At 46.1% G+C, this 23,948-nt stretch carries 23 protein-coding genes, 1 pseudogene and 1 riboswitch; of the genes and pseudogenes, 6 read left to right on the top strand and 18 right to left on the bottom strand.

Going from position 1 to position 23,948, the window contains the following annotated elements; all coding sequences use genetic code 11:
* Window positions 1–3: 3 nt before the first annotated feature.
* From I2494_RS03185 to moaA, 6 genes are all read right to left on the bottom strand, one after another.
* Window positions 4–582, bottom strand: coding sequence for a flavodoxin family protein (locus I2494_RS03185; RefSeq protein ID WP_218465452.1), 579 nt, complete (start codon window positions 580–582; stop codon window positions 4–6).
* Window positions 583–769: 187 nt separating this feature from the next.
* A complete protein-coding gene (moaE, locus tag I2494_RS03190) occupies window positions 770–1,222 on the bottom strand; it encodes a molybdopterin synthase catalytic subunit MoaE (RefSeq protein WP_407657854.1) in 453 nt (150 codons plus the stop codon).
* Window positions 1,223–1,235: 13 nt separating this feature from the next.
* Window positions 1,236–1,481 carry a molybdopterin synthase sulfur carrier subunit gene (moaD, locus tag I2494_RS03195; RefSeq protein ID WP_218465450.1) on the bottom strand — a complete coding sequence of 82 codons (246 nt, stop codon included), beginning with the start codon at window positions 1,479–1,481 and terminating at the stop codon, window positions 1,236–1,238.
* A complete protein-coding gene (gene moaC, locus I2494_RS03200) occupies window positions 1,478–1,987 on the bottom strand; it encodes a cyclic pyranopterin monophosphate synthase MoaC (RefSeq protein WP_218465449.1) in 510 nt (169 codons plus the stop codon). The genes moaD and moaC overlap by 4 nt, the downstream gene beginning before the upstream one ends.
* Before the next feature lie 8 nt (window positions 1,988–1,995).
* On the bottom strand, window positions 1,996–2,517 hold the full coding sequence (gene moaB, locus I2494_RS03205; RefSeq protein ID WP_218465448.1) for a molybdenum cofactor biosynthesis protein B: 522 nt from the start codon (window positions 2,515–2,517) through the stop codon (window positions 1,996–1,998).
* 52 nt (window positions 2,518–2,569) lie between these two features.
* Window positions 2,570–3,553 carry a GTP 3',8-cyclase MoaA gene (gene moaA / locus I2494_RS03210; RefSeq protein WP_218465447.1) on the bottom strand — a complete coding sequence of 328 codons (984 nt, stop codon included), beginning with the start codon at window positions 3,551–3,553 and terminating at the stop codon, window positions 2,570–2,572.
* A riboswitch (molybdenum cofactor riboswitch) is annotated at window positions 3,542–3,679 on the bottom strand. It overlaps the preceding gene by 12 nt.
* A 285-nt stretch (window positions 3,680–3,964) precedes the next feature.
* On the opposite strand from moaA, the gene yvcK reads away from it, so the two are divergent.
* Window positions 3,965–4,876, top strand: coding sequence for a uridine diphosphate-N-acetylglucosamine-binding protein YvcK (yvcK, locus tag I2494_RS03215; protein WP_130591679.1), 912 nt, complete (start codon window positions 3,965–3,967; stop codon window positions 4,874–4,876).
* A 61-nt stretch (window positions 4,877–4,937) separates the two neighbouring features.
* Here the strand turns inward: yvcK and I2494_RS03220 are convergent, their stop codons facing one another.
* Window positions 4,938–5,411: an outer membrane lipoprotein gene (locus I2494_RS03220; protein WP_130591680.1), complete on the bottom strand. Its 474-nt coding sequence runs from the start codon at window positions 5,409–5,411 to the stop codon at window positions 4,938–4,940.
* A 246-nt stretch (window positions 5,412–5,657) separates the two neighbouring features.
* A complete protein-coding gene (locus I2494_RS03225) occupies window positions 5,658–5,930 on the bottom strand; it encodes a VF530 family protein (RefSeq protein WP_218465446.1) in 273 nt (90 codons plus the stop codon).
* 206 nt (window positions 5,931–6,136) lie between these two features.
* Here I2494_RS03225 and I2494_RS03230 point away from each other — a divergent pair, with 206 nt between their 5' ends.
* Window positions 6,137–8,785 carry a hypothetical protein gene (locus I2494_RS03230; protein ID WP_218465445.1) on the top strand — a complete coding sequence of 883 codons (2,649 nt, stop codon included), beginning with the start codon at window positions 6,137–6,139 and terminating at the stop codon, window positions 8,783–8,785.
* 183 nt (window positions 8,786–8,968) lie between these two features.
* Here I2494_RS03230 and uvrB read toward each other — a convergent pair whose 3' ends face one another.
* On the bottom strand, window positions 8,969–10,990 hold the full coding sequence (gene uvrB / locus I2494_RS03235; RefSeq protein ID WP_218465444.1) for an excinuclease ABC subunit UvrB: 2,022 nt from the start codon (window positions 10,988–10,990) through the stop codon (window positions 8,969–8,971).
* A gap of 892 nt (window positions 10,991–11,882) precedes the next feature.
* On the opposite strand from uvrB, the gene I2494_RS03240 reads away from it, so the two are divergent.
* Window positions 11,883–12,707, top strand: a complete 825-nt coding sequence (locus I2494_RS03240; RefSeq protein ID WP_218465443.1) for a pyridoxal phosphatase — start codon at window positions 11,883–11,885, stop codon at window positions 12,705–12,707.
* Between the two features lie 311 nt (window positions 12,708–13,018).
* On the opposite strand, the gene modC is transcribed toward I2494_RS03240, so the two are convergent.
* From modC to I2494_RS03260, 4 genes are all read right to left on the bottom strand, one after another.
* Complete coding sequence (modC, locus tag I2494_RS03245; RefSeq protein WP_218465442.1) at window positions 13,019–14,086, bottom strand: molybdenum ABC transporter ATP-binding protein ModC; 1,068 nt, start codon at window positions 14,084–14,086, stop codon at window positions 13,019–13,021.
* Window positions 14,086–14,775 (bottom strand): molybdate ABC transporter permease subunit, encoded by a 690-nt coding sequence (modB, locus tag I2494_RS03250; RefSeq protein ID WP_218465441.1) that lies wholly within the window; start codon window positions 14,773–14,775, stop codon window positions 14,086–14,088. Before modB ends, modC begins: the two co-directional genes overlap by 1 nt.
* Window positions 14,772–15,545: a molybdate ABC transporter substrate-binding protein gene (gene modA / locus I2494_RS03255; protein WP_218465440.1), complete on the bottom strand. Its 774-nt coding sequence runs from the start codon at window positions 15,543–15,545 to the stop codon at window positions 14,772–14,774. Before modA ends, modB begins: the two co-directional genes overlap by 4 nt.
* A 213-nt stretch (window positions 15,546–15,758) precedes the next feature.
* Entirely contained in the window at window positions 15,759–15,902 is a 144-nt protein-coding gene (locus I2494_RS03260) for an AcrZ family multidrug efflux pump-associated protein (RefSeq protein WP_140918013.1), read from the bottom strand.
* A gap of 193 nt (window positions 15,903–16,095) precedes the next feature.
* Here I2494_RS03260 and modE point away from each other — a divergent pair, with 193 nt between their 5' ends.
* The gene (gene modE / locus I2494_RS03265) at window positions 16,096–16,881 is read left to right on the top strand and encodes a molybdenum-dependent transcriptional regulator (protein ID WP_218465439.1); all 786 of its coding nucleotides are present in this window, start codon (window positions 16,096–16,098) and stop codon (window positions 16,879–16,881) included.
* A 97-nt stretch (window positions 16,882–16,978) separates the two neighbouring features.
* On the opposite strand, the gene I2494_RS03270 is transcribed toward modE, so the two are convergent.
* From I2494_RS03270 to xapA, 5 genes and pseudogenes are all read right to left on the bottom strand, one after another.
* Window positions 16,979–17,872: a LysR family transcriptional regulator gene (locus I2494_RS03270; RefSeq protein WP_218465999.1), complete on the bottom strand. Its 894-nt coding sequence runs from the start codon at window positions 17,870–17,872 to the stop codon at window positions 16,979–16,981.
* Window positions 17,873–17,959: 87 nt separating this feature from the next.
* Window positions 17,960–18,729 (bottom strand): annotated as a pseudogene (gene deoC / locus I2494_RS03275) (deoxyribose-phosphate aldolase).
* Between the two features lie 20 nt (window positions 18,730–18,749).
* Entirely contained in the window at window positions 18,750–18,908 is a 159-nt protein-coding gene (locus tag I2494_RS03280; RefSeq protein ID WP_130591696.1) for a XapX domain-containing protein, read from the bottom strand.
* A gap of 105 nt (window positions 18,909–19,013) precedes the next feature.
* Window positions 19,014–20,270 carry a nucleoside permease gene (locus I2494_RS03285; protein ID WP_218465438.1) on the bottom strand — a complete coding sequence of 419 codons (1,257 nt, stop codon included), beginning with the start codon at window positions 20,268–20,270 and terminating at the stop codon, window positions 19,014–19,016.
* 116 nt (window positions 20,271–20,386) lie between these two features.
* A complete protein-coding gene (gene xapA / locus I2494_RS03290; RefSeq protein ID WP_130591698.1) occupies window positions 20,387–21,220 on the bottom strand; it encodes a xanthosine phosphorylase in 834 nt (277 codons plus the stop codon).
* Between the two features lie 221 nt (window positions 21,221–21,441).
* On the opposite strand from xapA, the gene I2494_RS03295 reads away from it, so the two are divergent.
* Both I2494_RS03295 and I2494_RS03300 read left to right on the top strand, forming a co-directional pair.
* Window positions 21,442–22,671, top strand: a complete 1,230-nt coding sequence (locus I2494_RS03295) for a phosphopentomutase (RefSeq protein WP_218465437.1) — start codon at window positions 21,442–21,444, stop codon at window positions 22,669–22,671.
* Between the two features lie 506 nt (window positions 22,672–23,177).
* Window positions 23,178–23,942, top strand: coding sequence for a nucleoside-specific channel-forming Tsx family protein (locus tag I2494_RS03300; RefSeq protein ID WP_218465436.1), 765 nt, complete (start codon window positions 23,178–23,180; stop codon window positions 23,940–23,942).
* Window positions 23,943–23,948: the final 6 nt, after the last annotated feature.

Raw genomic sequence — 23,948 nt, forward strand, 5'->3', positions numbered from 1 at the left:
GGTTTACACTCTTGACCAGCGCTGCGCTAACTGAGCGATTCGCTGACCAAACAGACGAGCGGTTTCCAGTTCACCAGACAATGGCGCTTCCTCTACTGAAGCATCAGCAGGAGAAACCGTCATCAGTCCGGAAACACCGGCAATATAGTTAACATCCTGACGGGTTGCCGCTTTGGTATTGGATGGCAGCATACCCATGCCTGCCCAGATGCCACCATGCTGTTGGGAAAGGTGGAACATATAATCCAGGGTACTAAGCTTGTCACCATTCATACTGGCGGAGTTGGTAAATCCGGCAAACAGTTTATCTTTCCATAACAACGTAGACCAGGGTTTAGAAGAGGCATCAGCAAACTTCTTAAATTGCCAGGAAGGCCCGCTCATATAGGTCGGACTACCAAAGATGATGCCATCCGCTATTGAAAGAATAACCCATGCCTGTTCTGGCAAATTACCTTCCGCATCGATGGGCAATATATCAACCTGTGTGCCACTGATTTCCGATAATCCTTTTGCTACTGCTTCGGCAACTTTTGCCGTATGTCCATATCCACTGTGATACACCATTGCTATACGAGCCATCAAAACCTCTTCAAAATCGAAAAAACAAAGCCTGCCCTGAACTTCAGACAGGCTTCTGTAACCGGGGAATTATATCATTTCTGGCAGGGAATGTGATGGTGATTAGGCAGATAGTTTGGTATCAGACGCCATTTGCGTTTTAAACCTCTCCCCAATCTTTTTTAACATAATAAATATCGTCGATTAATTACCAGCGTTCAGCAGCCTGCTTGTCGCTGTCGCGGGACTCAACCCAGCGAGCCCCTTCCTGAGTGGCTTCTCTCTTCCAGAACGGCGCTTTGGTTTTCAGATAATCCATAATAAATTCAGCAGCCTCAAATGCAGAGCTGCGGTGGGCACTGGTTACACCAACGAAAACGATTTCATCACCGGGAAACAGTTCTCCAATACGATGGATAAGGCTGACCCGCTGCAAAGGCCAGCGCTGGCGCGCTTGTTCAACAATCTCAGCCAGTGACTTTTCCGTCATGCCCGGATAGTGCTCAAGGGTTAACGCACTGACGCTATCACCTAAATTATGATTACGAACTTTACCGGTGAAAGTAACTACCGCCCCATCATCATTGCACTGGGACAACCACTGGTATTCATCGCCAACCTGAAACGCAGCCGGACTTACTGTAATTCGGGTATTCGTTATATCTGGCATTCTCTTATCCTCCGGTAACCGGTGGAAAAAATGCCACTTCATCACCATCTACGATTGGGTGGTCTGCGGTCACTAAAGTCTGATTAACCGCCATCAGCAATTTTCCTGGTTCCAGTGCCAACGGCCACTTATTACCACGAGTGCACAGAGCCTGACGTAGTGCCTCTACGGTTGGGTACTCCGCCACAAGTTCTAACTGTTCGGTTCCCACCAGTTCTCTGACCTGAGCAAAAAATATCACCTTAATCATGATGTTTTATCTTCCTTTGTTACTGCCCCGCCTTCGGCCAAAAAGTCACCAGACTTGCCACCGCTTTTCGCCAACAGTCTTACCGGGCCAATAACCATATCTTTCTGAACCGCTTTACACATGTCATAAATCGTCAGGGCTGCCACTGAGGCGGCGGTTAGGGCTTCCATCTCAACCCCGGTTTTCCCCGTTAAACGACAACATGACTCAACGCGTACACGATTACTTTCCGGCAATGCTTCAAGAGAAACTTCCACCTTGCTGAGTAACAACGGATGACAAAGTGGGATCAGCTCCCAGGTACGCTTTGCCGCCTGAATACCGGCAATACGCGCAGTGGCAAATACATCACCTTTGTGATGGCTACCCTGCATAATCATTGCCAGCGTTTCTGCTTTCATTTCAACAAATGCTTCCGCTCTGGCTTCTCTGACCGTTTCACTTTTCGCGGAAACATCCACCATGTGCGCTTCGCCGGAAGCATTAATATGAGTTAATTGTGACATGTCGTGGCTTATCTCTGTTTTTTGCTTAAGTGAGGTAAAAAGTTACACGGCCGGTGACGGGCATCCAGCTGTTCGACTATGATGCGCTCCCAGGCCATTTTGCAGGCATTGGTTGAGCCAGGGATGGCAAATATAATGGTTTGATTGGCAATACCGGCCAACGCACGCGACTGAATAGTCGACGTGCCAATGTCTTCATAAGACATCATTCGAAACAGTTCACCAAAGCCTTCAACGTCGCGATCAAACAACGGTGAAATGGCTTCAGGGGTATTATCTCTGACGGTAAAGCCAGTGCCGCCGGTTATCACTACTGCCTGTACAGACTCGTCCGCTATCCAGCCAGAAATTACCGCACGAATCTGATAGATATCATCTTTAATAATACGTTTATCAACCACCTGATGACCGACCTGTTTGGCCGCTTCCACCAGATAATGGCCAGAAGTATCCTCTGCTTCCCCGCGGGAATCAGAAACGGTTAATACCGCAATAGATACCGGAATAAATTCGCTGGCTGCATGTCCCATGTAGGCTCCTTAAATCATAATGTCTGTTGATAACCCAGCGTGTTGTAGGTTATCAGCCGCCAATAAATGACAGGTTTTGCGTAATACCGCTATTACCCTGATGCAGGAAGTGCGTCTGTTTTTTAGTTTGAAGTTTTTCCTGAATGCGATCTTTTAACGCTTCGAGCTGGCTATCTTCCTCTAACAGGTCACGCAGTGAAATACCGTGCTCACCAAACAGGCAAAGATGCAAGTTACCTACAGCAGAAACTCGCAGGCGATTACAGCTCAAACAGAAATCTTTTTCATAAGGCATGATTAGGCCAATTTCGCCCTGATAATCGGGATGAGTAAATACCTGTGCCGGGCCATCGCTACGGCTACGCACCGCCTGTTGCCAACCTCTTTCCAGCAGTTGCTGGCGGATCACTTCGCCGGAAACATGGTGTTTACGAAACAGATCGGTTCCCTCGCCGGTTTCCATCAGTTCAATAAAACGCAGTTGAATTGGACGATGTTTGATCCAGTCAAGAAAGGTCACCAGGCTGCGATCGTTCACATCACGCATCAGCACGGTATTGACTTTGATTTTTTTGAATCCGGCGGCAAAACCGGCATCGATACCTTCCATCACCTGACGGAACTTATCCTGTCCGGTGATAGCGTGAAACTGACGAGCGTCCAGACTATCAACGCTGACATTTACTGAGGTTAATCCGGCCTCTTTCCAACTTTGAATATCTCTTGCCATCCGATAGCCATTGGTGGTTACCGCCAGGGTTTTAATGGCTGAGTTTTCCCGGATTGCTGCGATGATATCCACGAAATCACGGCGCAACGTAGGTTCACCACCGGTCAGACGGACTTTCTCCGTTCCGAGCTCAGCAAAGCCACGCCCAACGCGTTTAATTTCGTCAAGAGTCAGGAAGCGTTTGTTTGAATTTGGTTTATAACCATCAGGCAAACAATAGTTGCAACGGAAGTTGCAAACATCGGTAATAGATAAACGCAAATAGTAAAATTTGCGATCAAAAGCATCGGTCAGTTGCGATACCATAAAACACCTTTCCAATATCGGGAGGCGCAGGCATTTCTACCATACACCCTGGTGACGTTAAGCCACGGCTGCAGCACCATATCATTGACTGACTTAGGTCGAAGCAGCTCAGAGTTTCATTTCATTGTATGCTCTAATTCAGTTGATAACTAACAACTGAGTGATTAACAGAGCAATATATAGATACTAATGCGTAATTTAGCTTACTGCCAGAATTATAAATCGATATGTAATTAATTATATAACGTTTATTCTTCAATTTATTTGTAAGCACCTTACTGAAAAACTAACTGATACAGCTTGATATAAGTCAATATTGACCCATGTCATGCAAAATCACTCAGATTTCGCCTTTTGTTTCAAAATCGGTTAACTTATGCCGCAAAAATAAGCTTCACAAAAAGGAATGTTATGCGTAATCGCACTTTAAGCGATCTGGAACATGTGGTGGCGCTTGGCGGAGGACACGGTTTAGGCCGGGTAATGTCAGCGCTTTCCCCTTTAGGTTCGCGCCTTACTGGCATTGTGACCACTACGGATAATGGTGGTTCAACAGGACGCATCCGCAAATCAGAAGGCGGAATTGCCTGGGGCGATACGCGTAACTGTCTGAACCAGCTGATTACTGAACCCAGCGTAGCTTCCACTATGTTTGAATACCGTTTTAGCGGTAACGGCGAGCTGGCGGGTCATAATCTGGGTAATCTGATGCTTAAGGCGCTGGATAACCTCAGCGTCCGTCCTTTAGAAGCCATAAACCTGATTCGTAATTTGTTAAAAGTACGCGCTTACCTGATCCCCATGTCGGAGCATCCGGTAGATTTGGCGGCAGTAGATGTGGAAGGTAATGTGGTTTATGGTGAAGTCAATGTCGACAGCCTGAAGCAGATGCCAGAACAACTGTTGTTAGAACCTCATGTCCCGGCAACCCGTGAAGCCATAGAAGCCATTGATGAAGCAGAGCTAATCCTGATTGGCCCCGGAAGTTTTATGACCAGCCTGCTGCCACCGTTGCTACTCACTGAAATCGCTCAGGCGCTACACCGCAGTAAAGCAAAGATCATCTATATTGGTAATCTGGCGAAAGAGCTAAGCCCTGCTGCGGCAGCACTTCGTCTGAAAGATAAAATGGATATCATCGAGCAAGCTATCGGTGGACGGAAAATTGACGGTATTATTATTGGCCCGCATACCAGTCCGGAAGGCATTACTGACAAAGTCATCGTTCAACAACCTCTGGAAGCGGAAGATATCCCTTATCGTCACGATCGTGAAATGCTGCATAAAGCGCTGGAAGCGGCACTGCAAAAATTTGGCAGATAGAACAACATAAAAAAGCGCGAGGATGTTTCATCTCTCGCGCTTTTTTATTCTCATTATTCAACTATTTCTGAGTACGGGTATCCGCCACGACGCGGGTTGGTTTACCTTCAATCACCAGAACTTTTTGGCCGTTAGACAGCGGTTGATCCATGCCCTGAGCTACGGTAATCATGCCGTTGCTTTCAGTTTGAATCACATACTCGATCGCCTGTTGCTTAGAAGCGCTGCTTTCAACGGATGAGCCCAGCATTCCTCCCAGTAAAGCGCCGCCAATTGCACCCAACGCATTAGCCCGGAAACCACCACCAATGGCAGAACCTGCTACACCACCGGCCGCTGAGCCAACCAGCCCACCAATGCTGCTGTTACCTTCCACATCAACCACTCTTGAGCTGACAATTACCCCCGCATAGGTGCGGCTGGCCTGCCCAACTTGCTTATCATTGTATGTACTGGAAGAGATATTCGAGGCACAACCTGCCATGCTTAATACAATGCAAGCGACACCCAGTGTTTTAATAAATGCTGATTTCATCTTGATTCTCCCTTTAGACTTAATTGTCTGCTATCAATCCTGATACACCGACGTTGACATTCCTGTCAGGTGAATTCAATAAGTATAACAGTAGATCGCTACTTCACCCCGGAAACGATATGAATTAACAGATTAAACTACCAGTGAATCAAACGTTTAACTTATTGAGGGATTAGCGTTTTCACCGGATTGATTAATCGGGTGTCAGGAAGAGTTGCTGGTTTTGTGAGCGATAGAAAAAACTGACTACTTCTCCCATTTCCCCCAAGGACTTTCCACCTCATCCCCTTTACTCGCCTGATGACTCAACTGGTGATGGACATACAAATCTTCTACCTGTTTACGAGCCCATGGCGTACGGCGCAAGAATTTCAGACTAGATTTAATACTGGGATCGTTTTTAAAGCAGTTGATATTGACTTCACGCGCCAAAGCTTCCCAACCGAATTTATCCACCAGCGTCGTCAGCAGACGTTCGAGGGTTATACCGTGAAGAGGATCTTTAGATTGATGTTGCATAAAAAATTAACGGCCTGTGCTGACGATAGAGGCTAAGTATAACAAGCCGATGTCCCAAGGTCACTTTATGCCTAAACCTTAAATAATTAATAGCGTAAATATAACCAAGGAAACTAGTAAAGCATCCCGGTACGCTATATGCTGAATACGCTTATGAATCACGCAGTTAACTACAACGCTTTTGGTTTTTCTTATGAGGCACAATTATGTTTCTCTCACGTTCTTATCGATTAACTGCTTTACTGCTTAGCCTGTCTCTTGCTGTTGCCATTCCAGTTCAGGCAGCAAAAACAGCCCCGGCATCTGACACAAACGCCAGTACACAAACGGCGCCCTGGCCACACAGCTATACCATTGACAAGATACCCATTACTTTTTATCAGCCACAATTGGATAGCCTGGAAGGGAATACTCTGAAGGGACGTCTGGCAATCTCGGTTAATAAAGGTTCTGTCTCCGATAAAAATGGTAAGAAAAAGGCTCAACTGGATTATGGTGTGATCTGGTTTTCAGCATTAATTGATACCAATACCGCCGCCAGAACAGCACAACTACACGATATCAGCATTGATAAAGCCAATTATCCAACGGCTCCGGATAAACAAAACGACTATCTGGCATTAGTGAAAAAAGCGCTGCCTCAGAAAAACCTGATGGTTAATCTGGATCAAATTGAAGCCTCACTGGCCATTAATCAGGCGGAAAATCAGCAGGTCGGCATTGCGGTAGATAATAAACCACCTCAAATTATTTTCTCACTAACCCCTGCACTGTTAGTACTGATCGACGGGGAACCCGTAACGAAACCAACTGCCATCGAAAGTATCAGTCGAGCGATCAATACCCGTTCGTTGCTATTGGAGAAGGATAGTCGCTGGTATCTCTATTTTGCCAATCACTGGATGTCCGCCGCTAAGCTGGATGGTAACTGGCAACCGCTGACCACTATCCCTGATGGTTTTGAACAAGTGATGCAAGAAGCGGTTAAAAGCAAAGCCGTGGATGTCATGGAAAAACCCAGCGATGTGATGAAAAAATCATTAGCGGAGGGCAAATATCCAACTATCTATACCGCAACCACACCAACAGAATTGATTACGGTTGATGGCGATCCACAATTTGCCCCGATTGAAAATACCGCATTAATGTATGTTACCAATACCAGCGGTGATGTGTTCGTTGATTCAGCGACCAATAATGCCTGGTATGTTTTATTGTCCGGGCGTTGGTTTACGTCTGACTCAACAAAAGGCCCCTGGACGTATGTACCCGGTGAAAAATTACCGGCAGACTTCGCCAAAATACCATCGCTCAGTGCAAAAAGTGCTGTACTGGCATCCATTCCGGGAACTCCCGAAGCGAAAGAGTCGCTGATTGCTAACTCAATACCACAAACCGCCAGTGTTAATATTCAGCAGGCAAAACTTAATGTTAACTATGACGGCGGTAAAGCTCAGTTTAAATCCATTGATGGCACTACTCTTCATTATGCTGTTAATAGCGCGTTGCCGGTTATTGAAGTTAATCAGAATCTGTTTTACGCCGTACAAAATGGTATCTGGTTTACAGCGACTTCATCAACTGGCCCCTGGGCAGTAGCACTGTCGGTTCCGGCGATAATCTATACCATTCCTGCTTCATCACCGGTTCACTATGTTACTTATGTTCATGTATATGGACATACCTCCAGCGTCGTGTATGTCGGTTATACCCCAGGTTATTACGGTACTGTCGTCAGTAATAGCGTGGTGGTTTATGGTACTGGCTATCCTTGCAATGCCTGGGTTGGTAATGTCTGGTATGGCTGCCCTGCTACCTATGGCTATAATGCCGCTTTTGGTTATGACCCTTACGTCGGCTGGTCTGTTGGCTTTATTGCCGGATGGGCATGGGCTTCCGCCTGGTATGGCCCATCATGGGGGCCTTGGTACGATTGGGATGGCCCTACCCCATGGTATGACGGCCCTTCTGTTGCCATCAGCAATGTTTATGGTCGCTGGGGAAATACCGTTGCACAAGGTGTTCGTACTGGCTGGTCAAACCCATGGACCGGAAACTACGGTACTGGCGTCAGGGGCAGTTTCTACAATCAGGCCACGGGTACTCATGGCTATGGCTATGCTGCCCGTAATACCAACGATTACACCGGAATCAAATCCGGCGTTGCCGGCAACGTTCGCTATAATCCACAAACCGGTAGAGCCGTTGCTTCTCATGGTGCAGCGATTGCCAATCCGGATACCGGAAATGCCATTGGAGCCAACAACAGAACCAGCGTCAATACCCGTACCGGCCGCGTAACCGATAGTGCCCATGTAGCCACTCGTACCGATCAGGGAGCGACTTCCGCCCGGGCATTTAACAGTCAGGGTATCGCTGGCGACGCTCATGGTTCTGGTTATGTGCACTATGATGCCAGTACTGGCCAAGTTACCCATGGCGGACACGTCAATACCGATAATGGCTTCTACGCCGGTAAAGACGGTCATGTTTATCGTTATGATAAGGGTCAGGGTTGGCAACAGGTTCAGTCAAACGGTCAGCTTAAGCAGGTTACACCACCGTCTAATGCCGGTGTAGACCGCGACCAACTGGCCCGCACCCGCGCTAATCAGCGCACTGAAGATCGCAGCTTCTCATCTTCTGCTGATATCAACCGGGATAACTTCCAACAGAATCGACAAAATCGTGTTCAGCAACGTCAAAATATTAATCAAAACTTTGACGGTAGTCGTTCAGGCGGTGGGCAATTCCAGGGGGGAGGTAACCGTATGGAAAATGTGCATCAGTTCGATCGGGGAAACCTGTCTCATGGGTTCCAGAGACGGGTTGGTGGGTTCCGGCATTTTAGATAGTGTAATTTTAGAGAAAAGATAAAGGCGGCCGGTTGGCCGCCTTTATGCTACAAATAAACCGGATAAATCAGATTTTGAGAACATTCCTGCCGGGCACCAAAGTAATATAAACGCCTTGCTTTTATGGCCGAAATATTCTCTAAAGCCCATCAATACAGGGGCTGGATAATCCCCAAAATCACATCATGATATGGCTATAAACTGCTCCCGCAGTTTCTGTAACTGATCCCGCAACTGAGCCGCATCCTCAAACTCAAGATTTTGCGCATGCTGATACATTTTGCCTTCCAGTTCACGGATCTTTTTATCCAATGCCTGTGGTGTCAGTGCAGTGTAATCTGCCTCTGGCTCTGCCGCTTTCTTCTTACCGCGACCCTTGGCATGTTTTAGCGTACCCAGCCCCTGACCCAGCTCCAGAATATCCTCAATTGATTTATTCAATCCTTGTGGAACAATTCCGTTAGCCTCGTTATAGGCTATCTGCCGCGCTCTACGGCGTTCTGTTTCATCAATGGCCTTCGCCATCGACTTAGTAATTCTATCGCCGTAGAGAATCGCTTTGCCGTTTAAATTACGTGCTGCACGCCCAATGGTCTGAATCAGTGAACGTTCAGAACGCAAGAAGCCTTCTTTATCCGCATCCAGAATTGCCACTAATGAAACCTCTGGCATATCCAGACCTTCCCGCAGCAAGTTGATCCCCACCAGTACATCAAACTCACCTAAACGCAGATCGCGGATGATCTCGACTCGCTCAACGGTATCAATATCCGAGTGCAGATAACGTACGCGCTCTCCATGCTCTTCCAGATATTCGGTTAAATCCTCGGCCATTCGTTTGGTTAAGGTAGTAACCAGTACCCGTTCGTTCTTCTCTACCCGAATACGAATCTCAGACAGTAAGTCATCCACCTGAGTAGTCACAGGACGAACTTCAATCAGCGGATCCAGCAGCCCTGTCGGACGCACGACTTGATCGATAACTTCCCCACCCGATTTCTCCAGTTCGTAATTTCCCGGGGTAGCTGATACATAAATAGTCTGTGGAGCCAGTTGTTCAAACTCTTCAAACCTTAACGGGCGGTTATCCAGCGCCGAAGGTAAGCGAAAACCATATTCCACCAGCGTCTCTTTACGTGCCCGGTCACCACGATACATACCGCCTATCTGAGGTACTGTTACATGGGATTCATCAATCACCAGCAGACCATCAGCCGGTAAGTAATCAAACAGGGTTGGAGGTGGTGCCCCTTCCCCACGTCCTGATAAGTAACGTGAGTAGTTTTCGATACCGGAGCAATAACCGAGCTCATTCATCATCTCTATATCAAATTGAGTTCGTTGGCTCAGGCGCTGTTCTTCTACCAGTTTGTCATTGGCCAGGAGTACCCGACGACGATCCGCCAGCTCAACTTTAATGCCTTCTATCGCTTCCAGTATGCGTTCCCGCGGTGTGACATAGTGTGTTTTAGGGTAGATAGTGAAACGGGGAACAACTTGTTGAACCTGACCAGTGAGCGGGTCAAAAACCGACAAACGCTCTACTTCATCATCAAACAGTTCAATACGCAGGGCGTACTCATCGGATTCGGCCGGAAAGATATCAATCACTTCACCACGCACCCGAAAAGTACTGCGTTGAAATACCTGATCGTTACGGGTGTATTGTAATTCGGCCAAACGTTGCAAAATAGAGCGCTGATCGATGATCATACCGCGCGTCAGATGTAACATCATTTTCAAATAGGCATCCGGATCACCCAACCCATAGATAGCGGAAACCGACGCCACCAAAACGACATCCCGTCGCTCCAGTAAAGCTTTGGTTGCTGACAATCGCATCTGTTCAATATGTTCGTTTATCGATGCGTCTTTCTCAATGAACGTATCCGAGCTGGGGACATAAGCCTCTGGCTGATAATAGTCATAATAAGAGACGAAATACTCCACGGCATTTTCAGGGAAGAAGGCTTTCATTTCCCCGTATAGCTGGGCAGCCAGTGTCTTATTTGGCGCCAGAATCATGGTTGGCCTTTCCAACTGAGCAATCACATTGGCAATCGTAAACGTTTTACCCGAGCCGGTTACCCCAAGTAGCGTTTGATGAGCTAATCCATCTTCCAATCCTTCCGTCAACCGTCTGATCGCCTCGGGTTGATCGCCTGCGGGTTGAAAAGCAGAGTTTAATTTGAATGTTTTACTCATGATTCACGCTACCTGAATTAAAAGATTAGCTATCTGAAAATAAAGTCCGATAAAGATCGCAATTTCTATTATGTGGAGCTGGACAGTTTTTTACCACTTCCAGTATACTGTATATTAAACCAGTAAAAAACCTCATTTAAGTAACAGATTAATTTTAAAACAACTATTGCTCTAATAGGGCAGGTATATCGAGAAGGGACAATAGTCAAGTTATAGAAATGTAATTTATCCCCAAAAACGAGTTGACATTTCTCAAATCAACTCATTTTTTCAGTCATAATCACTGAAGCATTTACTGTCTAATATTGGCCTCTTGATTTTAAATAACTGAATGATATTAAACATCTTTATATCGACGTCGAGAATGCAAACAAAAACTGGAAAAGCCGCATCAGGGCTGGGATGAGGTGATTTTTCTAACGTTAATACACAAGGTTATCCACAGGAATGGTGGATAAGTAAAATTTTCCTACTAATACTGCTGCATTGCGTCCGGTGACTTTTTCAGAAACTCGGCAAAAAACATCTCTTCTAAAAATTTTTTTATCCTGTTTACCAGCGATTTATTCTTAAAAATAATTGAAAAAAAATTTTACAGTCGTTCTTTTGAGTCATGATTTCACCAGCTACCTCCTTCTTTCTTCTCAGAATAAAGATCTCTCACATTTACCATAAACTTTCGTATTACCCCGCTAAAAGTGGCAATTTAATGATGTTCAGGTTAATCAGCTCAATTCTCCCCTCTTTTACAATACCCTGCTTTAGTTACAGAAATGTTACACATCACAGATAAAAAGAGTCAGGAATTAAACTTTGATAATATGCTGGTTTTATGCTCGAATTGAGACTTACACACCCTCCTATCACGTTAACAGCAGACCATATAGCCACCATGAAATATCAGATTATTGCTCTCGACCTCGACGGTACTTTACTCAACTCACAAAAGCAGATTTTGCAGGAATCTCTCGATACTCTGGCTCTTGCGCGTCAACAAGGTGTTAAAGTGGTTATCGTTACCGGACGCCATCATGTCGCTATTCATCCTTTCTATCAGGCTCTGCAATTGGATACTCCCGCAATTTGCTGTAACGGTACTTATACCTATCACTACCAAAAGCAGCAGGTACTCTCCGGAACGCCACTGACAAAACCACAGGCAACTCGCGTGGCACAATTACTGCGTAATCACCCTATTCAAAGCCTGATGTACATTGATAACGCCATGACCTTTGAACAAAAAGATGACAGCATAGACCGCTGGTATGCCTGGGCTGCCCGCCTGCCGGAAAACCAACGCCCGAATATGCTGCATGTGGATAAATTCGAAACGGCGATCGATAAGGCTGATAACGTGTGGAAATTTGCTACCTCAAGCGATGATGCGGATGTACTTAGTCATTTCAGTAATCTGGTAGAAAAAGAGCTGGGACTGGCCTGTGAACGCTCATGGCATAACCAGATAGATCTGGCTCAACAAGGTAACAGTAAAGGCAACAGACTGCGTGAATGGGTCGAATCTCAGGGAATCAGCATGAATAACGTCATTGCTTTCGGCGATAACCTGAACGACGTCAGTATGCTATCTCAGGCAGGATTAGGCGTCGCAATGGGCAATAGCAGCGACGAAGTAAAAATGCACGCCAATCTGGTAGCAGGAGAAAATGACACTCCTACCATCGCGAATATCATCCGTGAGCGTGTTTTGCAGCAGTAAATAGAGTGATGATAACGTAAGGTGGTTTAATATTTACGCCAAGAAATAACCAATCGTCTGAAGAGGCCGCCGTGGGGTCAGCTAACGACAAACAGGCAAAGCCTGTTTGAACAACACCCGCGCTGGCCCGAAGGGTGAAACACCGTAAGGTATTTCATAACGGCCCCCTTACCCGGCCTGGCCCAACGCACATCATAACCAAGTACAAATTGTTTACCGACCACTTTCGGTACAGATATAAGCACCGTGTTTTTACGGTTGGAATATGCACAGATGTTGATTTATTCGCGCTATCAAAAATAGCATCATCATCACCATGCCTCACGACTAATCGACACCGACTTCACCAACGCAAACAGAGACTGCCCCACTTCGATCTGTAACTCATCCCGAGCCCAGGGCGTGATCCTCGCCCAAATGGCGTGTTGACCTACCGACAGCTTCACATCAATGCGATCGTCCGAAGCATGAATTTCTGTCACCTCCGCAGCCAGTACGTTACGGATACTGCTATCTTGTGGTTTAGTGAGTGCTAAAGAAACATCAGCGGCATTAATACGAATACGTAATCTTTGCCCCTGCGCTACATCCACCCGATTAACCCACAGGCACTGCTCCCCTAACGCCAACGCACTCATCGAATACTTATCATGTTGCTGCAATAAGGTCACATTCAGTACGCTACTTTGTTCATCCTGCTGTAACCATGGCGCCATCGCATCGCTGGCCCATACGCTTTCCAACTCCCCGGAGGCACGCACTTTGCCACTATCCAAGACGATTACCTGTTCTGCCAGACGCAAAATCTCTTCCATACTGTGGGTCACATACAAGATGGGAATATTCACATCTTTCGCCAGACGTTCCAGATAAGGGATCAGTTCCCGTTTACGAGGTACATCCAGTGAGGCCAATGGTTCATCCATCAGCAACAGTTCAGGGGCGGTTAACAACGCCCGACCAATGGCTACCCGTTGTTTTTCACCGCCAGATAAAGTGAGAGGAAAACGTTTCAATAAATGACTAATACCCAACAGCTCAACGATATCATCAAACTGTCGCTGCATTTGTGCTGGCATACCGTACTGTAAGTTACCTTTAGTGCTGTAATGAGGAAACAGACGCGCATCCTGAAATACATAGCCAATACGGCGTTTTTCCGGCGGCAGGTGAATTCCGCGCGAACAATCCACCAGCACTCTGTCGTTTAAAACAATTTCACCGCTGTCCGGACGCGTCAATCCACTTACGGCATTAATCAGTGAGGTTTTACCTGCGCCAGACAGGCCAAAAATTGCTGTGATACCCTCTCCGGGAACTTCAACTGAGATATCCATCTCCAAAGCTCCCAGGCGCTGTTTAAAATTTAGTTTTAACATCAGCCTTTCAGCCTCCGTTGACTCCAGCGCGCCAGCCACTCAGACATCAGTAACGATAGTAACGACAGTAAAATAGCGATAATACACAGACGGGCCGCATCGCCTTCTGCTCCGGGTGTTTCAATCAGGGTATACATCGCCAGGGGAATAGTACGAGTTTCACCTGGAATATTAGATACAAAAGTGATGGTCGCGCCAAACTCCCCCAGCGATCGGGCAAAGGCCAGCACCACCCCCGCTAACAAACCGGGAAAAGCCAGAGGTAAGGTTACGGTAAACAGTACGCGCCAGAAGCCTGCTCCCAGTGTTCTGGCGGCCTGCTCCAGCTTGGTGTCAACCGCTTCAAGCGCCAGTCGTATTGCCCTGACCATAAGGGGAAAAGCAATAACTGCGGAAGCGAAAGCCGCTCCACGCCAGCTAAAAGTAAAGCTAAAACCAAACCACTGATATAGCCATTCACCAATAATGCCTCTGCGACCAAAGCCAATTAGCAGTAAATAGCCAATAACAACAGGAGGTAGCACCAGAGGGAGATGAATAATACTGTCCAATAACGCTTTACCCGGAAACTGGCAGCGAGCCAGAATCCAGGCAACGAAAATACCGACAGGTAAACTGAAAGCGACTGCTACTCCAGCCACTTTAAGGCTGAGCAGCAGGGCTTCTAACTCATATTGAGATAACATCATTTAGTACGTGGACTGAACCCATATTTTTCAAATACCGCCGACGCTTCCGGTGTTGTCAGATATTTAGCAAATTCCTGCACAACCGGGGTTGCATGGTCTTTTACCGCCGCCATAGGATACTCCACCGGTAAGTGGCTGTCGTCCGGGAATATACCGACCATTTTTACTTTTTTACTGGCGACCGCATCAGAACCATACACAATACCCAATGGCGCTTCTGCGCGCTCAACCAGCGCTAATGCTGCACGTACGTTGTTTGCCCTGGCCATTTTTGGTGATAGTTGATCCCAAACACCAAGGAAAGTTAATGCTTGTTTGGTGTAAATACCTGCCGGAACGTGATCCGGATCGCCTACCGCCAGACGGCCATCTTTTAATAAAGACGACCAGTCAGTCACTTTATTCACATTAACGTGTTTCAACTGGCTATCAAGTGGAGCAACCAGAACCAGATCGTTACCCAACAGGGTTACACGGGTTTTGTCATCCATCAGTTTCTTTTCGACTACGTAATCCATCCACTGCTGGTCAGCAGAAATAAACATATCAGCCGGAGCACCTTGTTCAATTTGACGAGCCAGCGTTGAAGAAGAAGCAAACGAGGACGTGACCTCTACGCCGCTCTTTTTCTTATAATCTGTAGCGATCTCTTCCAGCGCGTTGGTCAGCGATGCCGCAGCAAATACGGTGATCTTTTCTGCGGCTGATGCCGTTTGTAGCAGAGCAGCAGCTAACAATCCAACCAGAGTAAGTTTCAGTTTGTTCTTCATTTTAGCCTCGTTATTTTATTGTCGATAATATCGGGCAATATCGCCTTCGATATATAGACAAGAATATAACGATTTCCTGTTTACTTGTCATTGATTGATGTTTGATTTATGAAAGAACTACCGAAAAGAGGTATCGCAGAAACGAAAAGAAGCTGGCCTGCAATGCAGGCCAGCTTCTTATAATATTCAAATTAACACTAATCCCTTGCGGAACTAGTTATTGCGGGTTTTGCTTGGGCCTAATTTTGAGATAAAGTTAAATACTTCACCCAGACCATAAATCAACCCCAAAATAATTGCCATCACCACGGGAACCATACAGGCGGCAAATACCAGACTTTTTAATAACTCAAACATAAGTTCCTCATTTAACTATTCATGCTGACGCATGTCCGCGCTGGTTTTATTACCAGCGGTATTAATCAATATAACACAGAGTTTATCAGCTATCTGCTGATAATTTTCATCTATCTGTGCTGCCTGTACATTTGGCAGAAGGACAAAAATAAAGGACAATGCCATATGCCTTTACCAAACGGACCTTATCGCGATGAATGCTGAAATCTTACTTACCCTAAAATTACAAGGCCATCTTTTCGCTGACCCTCGTCGTATTGCTTTACTAAAACAAATTGAGCATACCGGCTCTATCAGTCAGGGAGCCAAACTGGCAGGGATCAGTTATAAAAGTGCCTGGGATGCAGTTAATGAGATGAATCAGTTAACCGATAACCTGTTAGTTGAGCGAGCTACCGGCGGTAAAGGTGGTGGTGGCGCTCATTTAACACCCTATGGTAAACGCCTGCTTCAACTATATGACCTGTTAGAAAAAATACAGCAAAAAGCTTTTGATGTATTACAAGATGACGCCATGCCGCTGGACAGTCTGCTGGCTGCCATCGCCCGTTTTTCACTCCAGACCAGCGCCCGTAACCAGTTCTTTGGCACTATCCTCGATCAACAGCCTGCGAGTCAACCAGACTGCGTTACTGTACTGATGAACGATGGTAAAACTGAAATTCATGCCTCCCTGACTCAACAAAGCATAACTCGCCTGCAACTTACTCAGGGAAAAGAGGTATTAGCGCTGATCAAAGCACCGCTAATTGGCTTACACCAGCAACCTCCTGCTGTCAGTGATAACTGTCTGCGCAGTACCGTCAAATCGGTAAACTCCGGCGAACACCGTAGCGAAGTATTAGTGCAATTAGATGGGGGAGAAACGCTCTGTTCTACCATTTCTAATCAGCAAGCAGAGGCACTCTCTGTTCAATCAGGACAAACACTATGGGCAACCTTTAGTGCCGAAAGTGTCATTATCGCTACGCTGTGTTAAATCGTCAGAATAGGTTTTAGTCAGTTAGCACAAGTGCCAATTATTTCACTCACCCGGAGGATTTAATTGGCATCCGATATAACCAAATAATAAGGCGTTAGGCCGAAACGACCTTTAGTTCATCAATCAACCTTAGGGTTGTTGAAGTGATCTGCGATTCATCATAAACCACATACACATCGGCAGGAATTCGCTCTTCCAACGGTCGAAAAATTACCCCGGGCCAGTTCATTTGAGCATAACTGTCCGCTATCAACGTAATCCCCAATCCCATACTGATTAATGCCAGCACCGTTTGTGGTTCAACAGCCTCACGGACAATATGCGGCGAGAAACCTGCTTTATTGCATACTTTTTGTAAAAAGGACCAATCCGAATGCACCGCTGGCAGCGTTACAAAAGCTTCATTTCTTAACTCGTGCAGAGGAATAGCGTCATATCGGGCCAGACGATGCTCACTCGGTAAGGCCACCAAAAAAGAGGCTTCTTGTAATCGCAGGCTGGTTAACCCTTGAGGGGGTATAGAAACCATGCGCCAGATACCGGCATCAATTTCGTGGCGCTCCAACATGGCCATCTGTATACCGGGGGATTTTTCACGAAAGATAATATCAACGGTAGGATTGGCTTTAATAAAATTATGCAAAATCGGTCTTAACCGCCCCCACAGCGCGGTACCAACAATACCTAATTCTATTCTCCCTCTTTCTCCCCTACCTATTTGCTCAACTCTGGCCAGTGCCTGATTGGTCGCCGCCAGCAGATTACGCGTCTCTTCCATTAGTACCTTTCCCGCATGGGTCAAGGCAACGCTGCGGGAATGACGAATAAACAACATAGTTCCCAGCTGAGCTTCCAGCTCTTTTATATGAATACTGAGCGGCGGCTGCGACATATTCAGGCGCACCGCCGCTTTGCCAAAATGAAGTTCTTCCGCTACCGCTAAAAAATAGCGCAATAGCTTCAGGTCAGTACGATAAACGCGTTCAATTGAATCCACATCGACTCCTGTCCCGGGTATTTATTATCGTTAGTTTATGTTACCGCCAGTCAGAACCTCATCATGACAATTTAAACATCAATAGCCATTTTGAGAGATAGCAGACTGTTTATCATCCAGCGTTGCCAGTAAACTCGCCAACAGGCTGGAAGCACCAAAGCGAAAATGCGCAGGTGTTATCCATGCTTCGCCCAATAAACGGGCAGCAATAGCCAGATAAACTTGTGCTTCTTCTGCTGAACGGACGCCCCCGGCGGCTTTAAATCCACAGCGACCGCCTTTTTCAGCAATCACACCAAGCATGATCTCCGCCGCTTCCGGCGTGGCATTAACCGCTACTTTACCGGTGGAGGTTTTAATAAAATCAGCGCCGGCATCAATAGCGATGATGGATGCCTGACGAATCAATTCAGGCGTTTTTAACTCTCCGCTCTCAATAATCACTTTCAGTAATTTATCACCGCAGGCTGCTTTACAGGCAGCAACCAGATCGTAACCGATTTGGGTATCACCCGTCTGTAACGCCGCCACGGAAATACCACGTCAACTTCATCAGCACCTGCTGCAATAGCAGCCTTCGTTTCTCGCTCGGCTAATGCCACATCCGCCGCTCCGGTCGGAAAATTAGTGACGGTGGCTATCTGCACTTCAGATATCCCCTGTTCGCTTAAAGCACGACGCGCATCCGCAATAAAAGCCGGATAAACACAAACTGCGGCTGGATGACCATGAGCAGTTTTGGCGTTTTGACAAAGTTTATTGATAACCTCTGTAGTGTCATTATCGTTCAATGAGGTGAGATCCATCAGATTCAGTGCCTGTCGTGCAATGGTTTTTAAATTCTGCATGTTGCTTGTTCCTTTATTTCTTATTGCATGAGCCATTTAATAGCCAGATAACCAATATACATGAAGACAATAGTCAACACGCCCGGCAGGACGTTAGGTGCCGGAATAGGAACCCGAAGAAATGTACACAGGGCACCCACGGCAAAGCCCACTCCGGAAGATAATAGAATTTCTTTCATTTACTACTCCATTTACACACTGCTATTGCCTGACCGTCATGCTCAGGCCTGAAAAATTGACCAACTGAGAATATTGGCCCGCCGAAACGGGCCTGTTTTCAGTATTTAGTGAGCGATACTGGTTTGAGCCAGTTTTTCTGGTTGATGCTTGTACTGGAAGGTAAAGAAGAAAACGACTGCCAGCAGAACGGCATAGGCAGCAAATACCAACCAAGTGGTGTGCCAGTCTTTAATCCCATCAACAGAGAAGTAATCCACCGCTTTACCACTCAGGATAGCCCCGACATAGGCACCCACACCGTTGACCATGGTCATAAACAGCCCCTGAGCACTGGCCCGAATATCCGAGCTGACTTCCTGTTCCACAAACACCGAACCGGAAATATTGAAGAAGTCAAAGGCGCAGCCATAAACGATCATTGACATCATCAGTAATACAAAGCCCACCGGAGAAGGATCGCCATAGGCAAACAGACCAAAACGCAGACACCAGGCCACCATGCTTAGCAACATGACGGTTTTAATACCAAAACGTTTAAGGAAGAATGGAATGGCCAGAATAAACAGCACTTCTGACATTTGCGAAACCGACAGCAAAATGGAAGGATACTTCACCACAAAACTGTCTTTAAACTCCGGATTCAGTGCAAAATCGTGCAGGAACGGACTACCGAAAGTATTGGTAATTTGTAATACCGCTCCTAACAACATGGCAAACAGAAAAAACACCGCCATTCTTGGCTTTTTGAACAGCACAAAGGCATCCAGTCCCAACATACTGACCCAGGTCTGATTTTGCTTTTTATTCGCCGTTGGAATAGAAGGTAAAGTTAATGAATAAGCTGCCAGTAACAGCGAAGCTCCCGATGCGATATACAGCTGCATGTTGCTCAGTTCAAGCCCCAGCAGGCTGATGGTCCACATGGCAACAATAAAGCCGATGGTGCCAAACACCCGAATAGGTGGGAAATTACTTACCGTATCCAGTCCGGCTTTTTCCAGACAGTAATAAGAGATGGTATTAGATAGCGCAATGGTTGGCATAAATGTCATGGCGTTAATCAACATCACCCAAAACATCAGGCCAGGTTCATTAATACTGGCGGCATAGAACAGCGCCACCGCACACGCCAAATGACATAAGGTATAAACCCGGTTAGCCCTCATCCACTTGTCGGCAATAATACCGATCAGGCTTGGCATCAGTACCGCAGCTAACCCCTTAGTGCTATACACCACGCCAACTGATGCACCGTTAAAATGAAGCGTATTGATCATGTAGGAACCCAGCGTTACCAACCAGCTTCCCCAAATGGAATACTGTAAAAACGACATGATTTTTAAGCGATTTTTAATTCCCATGTTGTTTTCCCTTCCCGCCGTATGGCTGACCTATCGCGGGTAACACCGCGCTATGTAACATCACAGATAACTTCATTAGTACAGACATTCCTGTCTCCTTATGGATGTTCTCTGTTTTAAGCCAGCTTGCGTAAAAAACCGCAAATCAGAGTGATAAAGTTTTGACGAGAAAGCTCGGCCGCTGCCAGCGTTTGAGCATGGGACAACGTCACCTTGCCTAATCCTTCTGCCAGATTAGTGATCGCCGATACTGCCACCACTTTTAAACCACAGTGACGAGCGGAGATCACTTCCGGCACCACCGACATACCAACCACATCGCCACCGATAATCTGCATCATGCGTATCTCTGCGGCGGTCTCAAAGTTAGGCCCCGGATAAGAGACAAAAACCCCTTCGGACAATGGGAAACCTGACTCTTTCGCTACTTGCTGAAGCACTGCGCGGTAATCAGCATCATAGGCATTGGCCAGTGTGAAGAAGCGCTCACCAAAACGCTCATCATTCAAACCAACCATTGGTGTGCCCGGCATGGTGTTAATATGGTCGTTCAGAGAAACCAGACTGCCCGGCTCAACTTCCGGTCGTAAAGAGCCTGCCGCATTGGTTGAAAACAACAGTTCACAACCCAACAGTTTAAAAGTGCGAATAGCATCGGTCATGATGGTCATACCGCGACCTTCATAAAAGTGTCCGCGCCCTTTCATACAGGCTACCGGAACGCCGGAAAGTGTTCCCAATACCAACTCACCCGCATGGCCATGAACGGTACTAACCGGAAACCCTGGCAATTTTTCATAAGAGATAGCAACCGCATCTTCAATTTGTTCAGCCAATGCCCCCAGACCAGAGCCTAAAATAAAAGCCACTCGAGGTGTAAAGTCTGGTTTATATTTACGAATAATGTCTGCAGCATAAAATGGATTTTGAGATAATTCTATTTGTGACATAACAGTTTTCCTCATTGATTGAGTTTTTTTAGTTTTAATCGCAATAAAGCTTTTCTTTTTAATCCTGTTATTTATACCGACTGCCAAATCACTTTATCCAATATTGTTTTCCCACAAGATCAATACGGATTTAGTATTGATTAAATTCACCCACGTTAATCAATTCCTGTTATATATAAATTTATATAATTTAACTGACTGAATTATTATTCGGAGATAATATGCGCGCGATTATTTTAATCATGGACTCCTTTGGCGTGGGAGCAACTCCCGATGCGGGTACGTTTGGTGATACCGGTTCAGACACTCTGGGACACATTGCTGAATATTGTGCAACAGGCCGGGCTGAGCTGGGACGCCATGGCCCATTAAAATTACCTCATCTGGAACAGCTGGGATTGGGGCTGGCGGGTCAACTGGCTACCGGTAAATTACCCGCTGGATTTAATCAGAATCCGGTTATTCGTGCTGCCTATGGCGCAGCCAAAGAGGCTTCTTCCGGTAAAGATACCCCTTCCGGCCACTGGGAGCTGGCAGGCGTTCCGGTGCGTTTTGATTGGGGTTACTTTAGTCAGCCAACCAATACTTTTCCACAAACCTTACTGGACAATCTGGTACGCAGAGCCAATCTGCCCGGCTATCTGGGGAACTGCCATTCATCCGGTACCGTAATTCTTGACCAATATGGCCAAGAGCATATGGCGACCGGTAAACCGATTTTCTATACCTCGGCAGATTCAGTTTTTCAGATTGCCTGTCATGAAGAAACCTTTGGTCTGGAACGTCTTTACCAACTGTGCGAAATCGCTCGTGAAGAGGTTGATCCTTATAATATATGTCGAGTCATCGCCCGTCCTTTTGTGGGCGATGCCAGCAGTGGTTTTAACCGCACCGGTAACCGTCACGATCTGGCGGTAGAACCCCCGGCAGATACCGTATTGAAAAAGCTGGTTGATGCAGGGGGTTCAGTGATTGCTATTGGTAAGATATCCGATATCTATGCGGGAGTCGGCATTAGTCAAAAGATTAAAGCCAACGGTCTGGATGCTTTGTGGGACGCCACGTTAGAAGCCACCGCTCAGGACAATGATTTCAGCATTGTGATGACCAACTTTGTTGATTTTGACCAAAACTATGGCCATCGTCGTGATATTTCTGGGTATGCAGCAGCGCTGGAACTGTTTGATCGCCGCCTGCCGGAACTTTATCCATTATTGCGTGATGACGATGTGGTCATTATCACCGCTGACCATGGCTGTGACCCAACCTGGCCGGGCACCGACCATACCCGTGAACACATTCCGGTTCTGGTTTATGGTAAGCAAGTACAAAACGGCAGCCTGGGAATCAGGGAATCCTTTGTTGATATTGGCCAAAGTCTGGCTACCTGGTTTGAACTACCACTATTCGATGAAGGCAGCAGTTTTCTGAATAAGGCCCTCCAACGATAACCCTCTGTTTTGAGAAATATTATTTCTAATCAATCAATAAACTAAGCTCAATATTCGGGGGCGTTTATATTTAACGCCCCCGTTGTTATTTAATACTTAATTTATTTTAAATCTGTAAAAATTATTTATAAGATCATTCTTCATTTAATTAACAAATTAATTACCTGCTGCAACATCAAAACATTAACCATTTCATTTTGAATGAGTCACCCGATAATTTAATTATCGTTTTTCATTATATATTTTGACTTCCATCACAGAAAATGAATTATAATTATTTCACATCAAATCATCCTGATTCAATTTATAATCACAATAGCCTGTTTTAAATAGGCTAATTACCATTCATATTAAAATTATATTGATAACTAAAAATTGAATATTGGTTTTAATTCTTTCCCCCCTTTAATAATACAGCGCCATCATTTTATTCCGGCATAACAACAATCAAATTCTATTCGGGATAACTTCCCAAATACGCTTATTGGACAAAGGGAATAACATTAATGAAAAAATATCTCTCCGGCATGGTTGCTCTTACTGCTGTTGCTGTCAGCCCCGCAACTCAGGCCGATTACCTGTGGGGTTTTGCTGACATCGGTATTCACTATCTTGACTGGACATCTCACACGACTCACCGAACCTCGAACAAATCCCATAAAGATGACTTTGCCTATCTGGAGCTGGAAGGCGGTGCAGGTTTTACCTGGGGTGAAACCTATGGCTTTTTCGACTGGGAAAACCCTTTCAACGGTCGACACGACAAACCGGGTAGTGAACAGCGTTACACCTTCAAAAACACCAACCGCATTTATCTTGGGGATACCGGTCTTAATCTGTACGGCCATGTTTATGGTACCTATGGTTCGCCAAACGGCAGAAACTTTCATGATGTTATGGCCCTTTATGGCTTAGGCTATAACGTTAAACTGGATCAGTTCTGGTTTAAGCCTTTTATTGCCAAGCGCTACACCGACCAAACCTATTACAGCGGGAATAACGGTTATGTATTTGGTTGGGTCGCCGGATATGACTTTAACCTGTGGAACGAAAAGTTCGCACTGACTAACTGGACAGAGTATGAGTTTGATCGTGCTGCTCGCTATGCCGCCGGTAACGGAGGTAAGGAAGGTACCAACGGTGCCGTGGCGCAGTGGTGGAAACCAAACCCATCGATTACTACCGGAATTCAGTACCGTTATGCAGATAACAGGCTGGGGGAAAGCTTCCTGCAGGACGGTATAATCTATTCGGTCAAATATAATTTCTAATCGGAT

The sequence above is a fragment of the Limnobaculum allomyrinae genome, from assembly GCF_016649425.1.
Taxonomy (GTDB): Bacteria; Pseudomonadota; Gammaproteobacteria; order Enterobacterales; family Enterobacteriaceae; genus Limnobaculum; species Limnobaculum allomyrinae.

Excerpts from the sequence above, each read along its gene's own strand:
- I2494_RS03185 (WP_218465452.1), bottom strand. The coding sequence starts at position 582 with ATGGCTCGTATAGCAATGGTGTATCACAGTGGATATGGACATACGGCA.
- moaD (WP_218465450.1), bottom strand. The coding sequence starts at position 1,481 with ATGATTAAGGTGATATTTTTTGCTCAGGTCAGAGAACTGGTGGGAACC.
- moaC (WP_218465449.1), bottom strand. The coding sequence starts at position 1,987 with ATGTCACAATTAACTCATATTAATGCTTCCGGCGAAGCGCACATGGTG.
- moaB (WP_218465448.1), bottom strand. The coding sequence starts at position 2,517 with ATGGGACATGCAGCCAGCGAATTTATTCCGGTATCTATTGCGGTATTA.
- moaA (WP_218465447.1), bottom strand. The coding sequence starts at position 3,553 with ATGGTATCGCAACTGACCGATGCTTTTGATCGCAAATTTTACTATTTG.
- yvcK (WP_130591679.1), top strand. The coding sequence starts at position 3,965 with ATGCGTAATCGCACTTTAAGCGATCTGGAACATGTGGTGGCGCTTGGC.
- I2494_RS03220 (WP_130591680.1), bottom strand. The coding sequence starts at position 5,411 with ATGAAATCAGCATTTATTAAAACACTGGGTGTCGCTTGCATTGTATTA.
- I2494_RS03225 (WP_218465446.1), bottom strand. The coding sequence starts at position 5,930 with ATGCAACATCAATCTAAAGATCCTCTTCACGGTATAACCCTCGAACGT.
- I2494_RS03230 (WP_218465445.1), top strand. The coding sequence starts at position 6,137 with ATGTTTCTCTCACGTTCTTATCGATTAACTGCTTTACTGCTTAGCCTG.
- uvrB (WP_218465444.1), bottom strand. The coding sequence starts at position 10,990 with ATGAGTAAAACATTCAAATTAAACTCTGCTTTTCAACCCGCAGGCGAT.
- I2494_RS03240 (WP_218465443.1), top strand. The coding sequence starts at position 11,883 with ATGAAATATCAGATTATTGCTCTCGACCTCGACGGTACTTTACTCAAC.
- modC (WP_218465442.1), bottom strand. The coding sequence starts at position 14,086 with ATGTTAAAACTAAATTTTAAACAGCGCCTGGGAGCTTTGGAGATGGAT.
- modB (WP_218465441.1), bottom strand. The coding sequence starts at position 14,775 with ATGATGTTATCTCAATATGAGTTAGAAGCCCTGCTGCTCAGCCTTAAA.
- modA (WP_218465440.1), bottom strand. The coding sequence starts at position 15,545 with ATGAAGAACAAACTGAAACTTACTCTGGTTGGATTGTTAGCTGCTGCT.
- I2494_RS03260 (WP_140918013.1), bottom strand. The coding sequence starts at position 15,902 with ATGTTTGAGTTATTAAAAAGTCTGGTATTTGCCGCCTGTATGGTTCCC.
- modE (WP_218465439.1), top strand. The coding sequence starts at position 16,096 with ATGAATGCTGAAATCTTACTTACCCTAAAATTACAAGGCCATCTTTTC.
- I2494_RS03280 (WP_130591696.1), bottom strand. The coding sequence starts at position 18,908 with ATGAAAGAAATTCTATTATCTTCCGGAGTGGGCTTTGCCGTGGGTGCC.
- I2494_RS03285 (WP_218465438.1), bottom strand. The coding sequence starts at position 20,270 with ATGGGAATTAAAAATCGCTTAAAAATCATGTCGTTTTTACAGTATTCC.
- xapA (WP_130591698.1), bottom strand. The coding sequence starts at position 21,220 with ATGTCACAAATAGAATTATCTCAAAATCCATTTTATGCTGCAGACATT.
- I2494_RS03295 (WP_218465437.1), top strand. The coding sequence starts at position 21,442 with ATGCGCGCGATTATTTTAATCATGGACTCCTTTGGCGTGGGAGCAACT.
- I2494_RS03300 (WP_218465436.1), top strand. The coding sequence starts at position 23,178 with ATGAAAAAATATCTCTCCGGCATGGTTGCTCTTACTGCTGTTGCTGTC.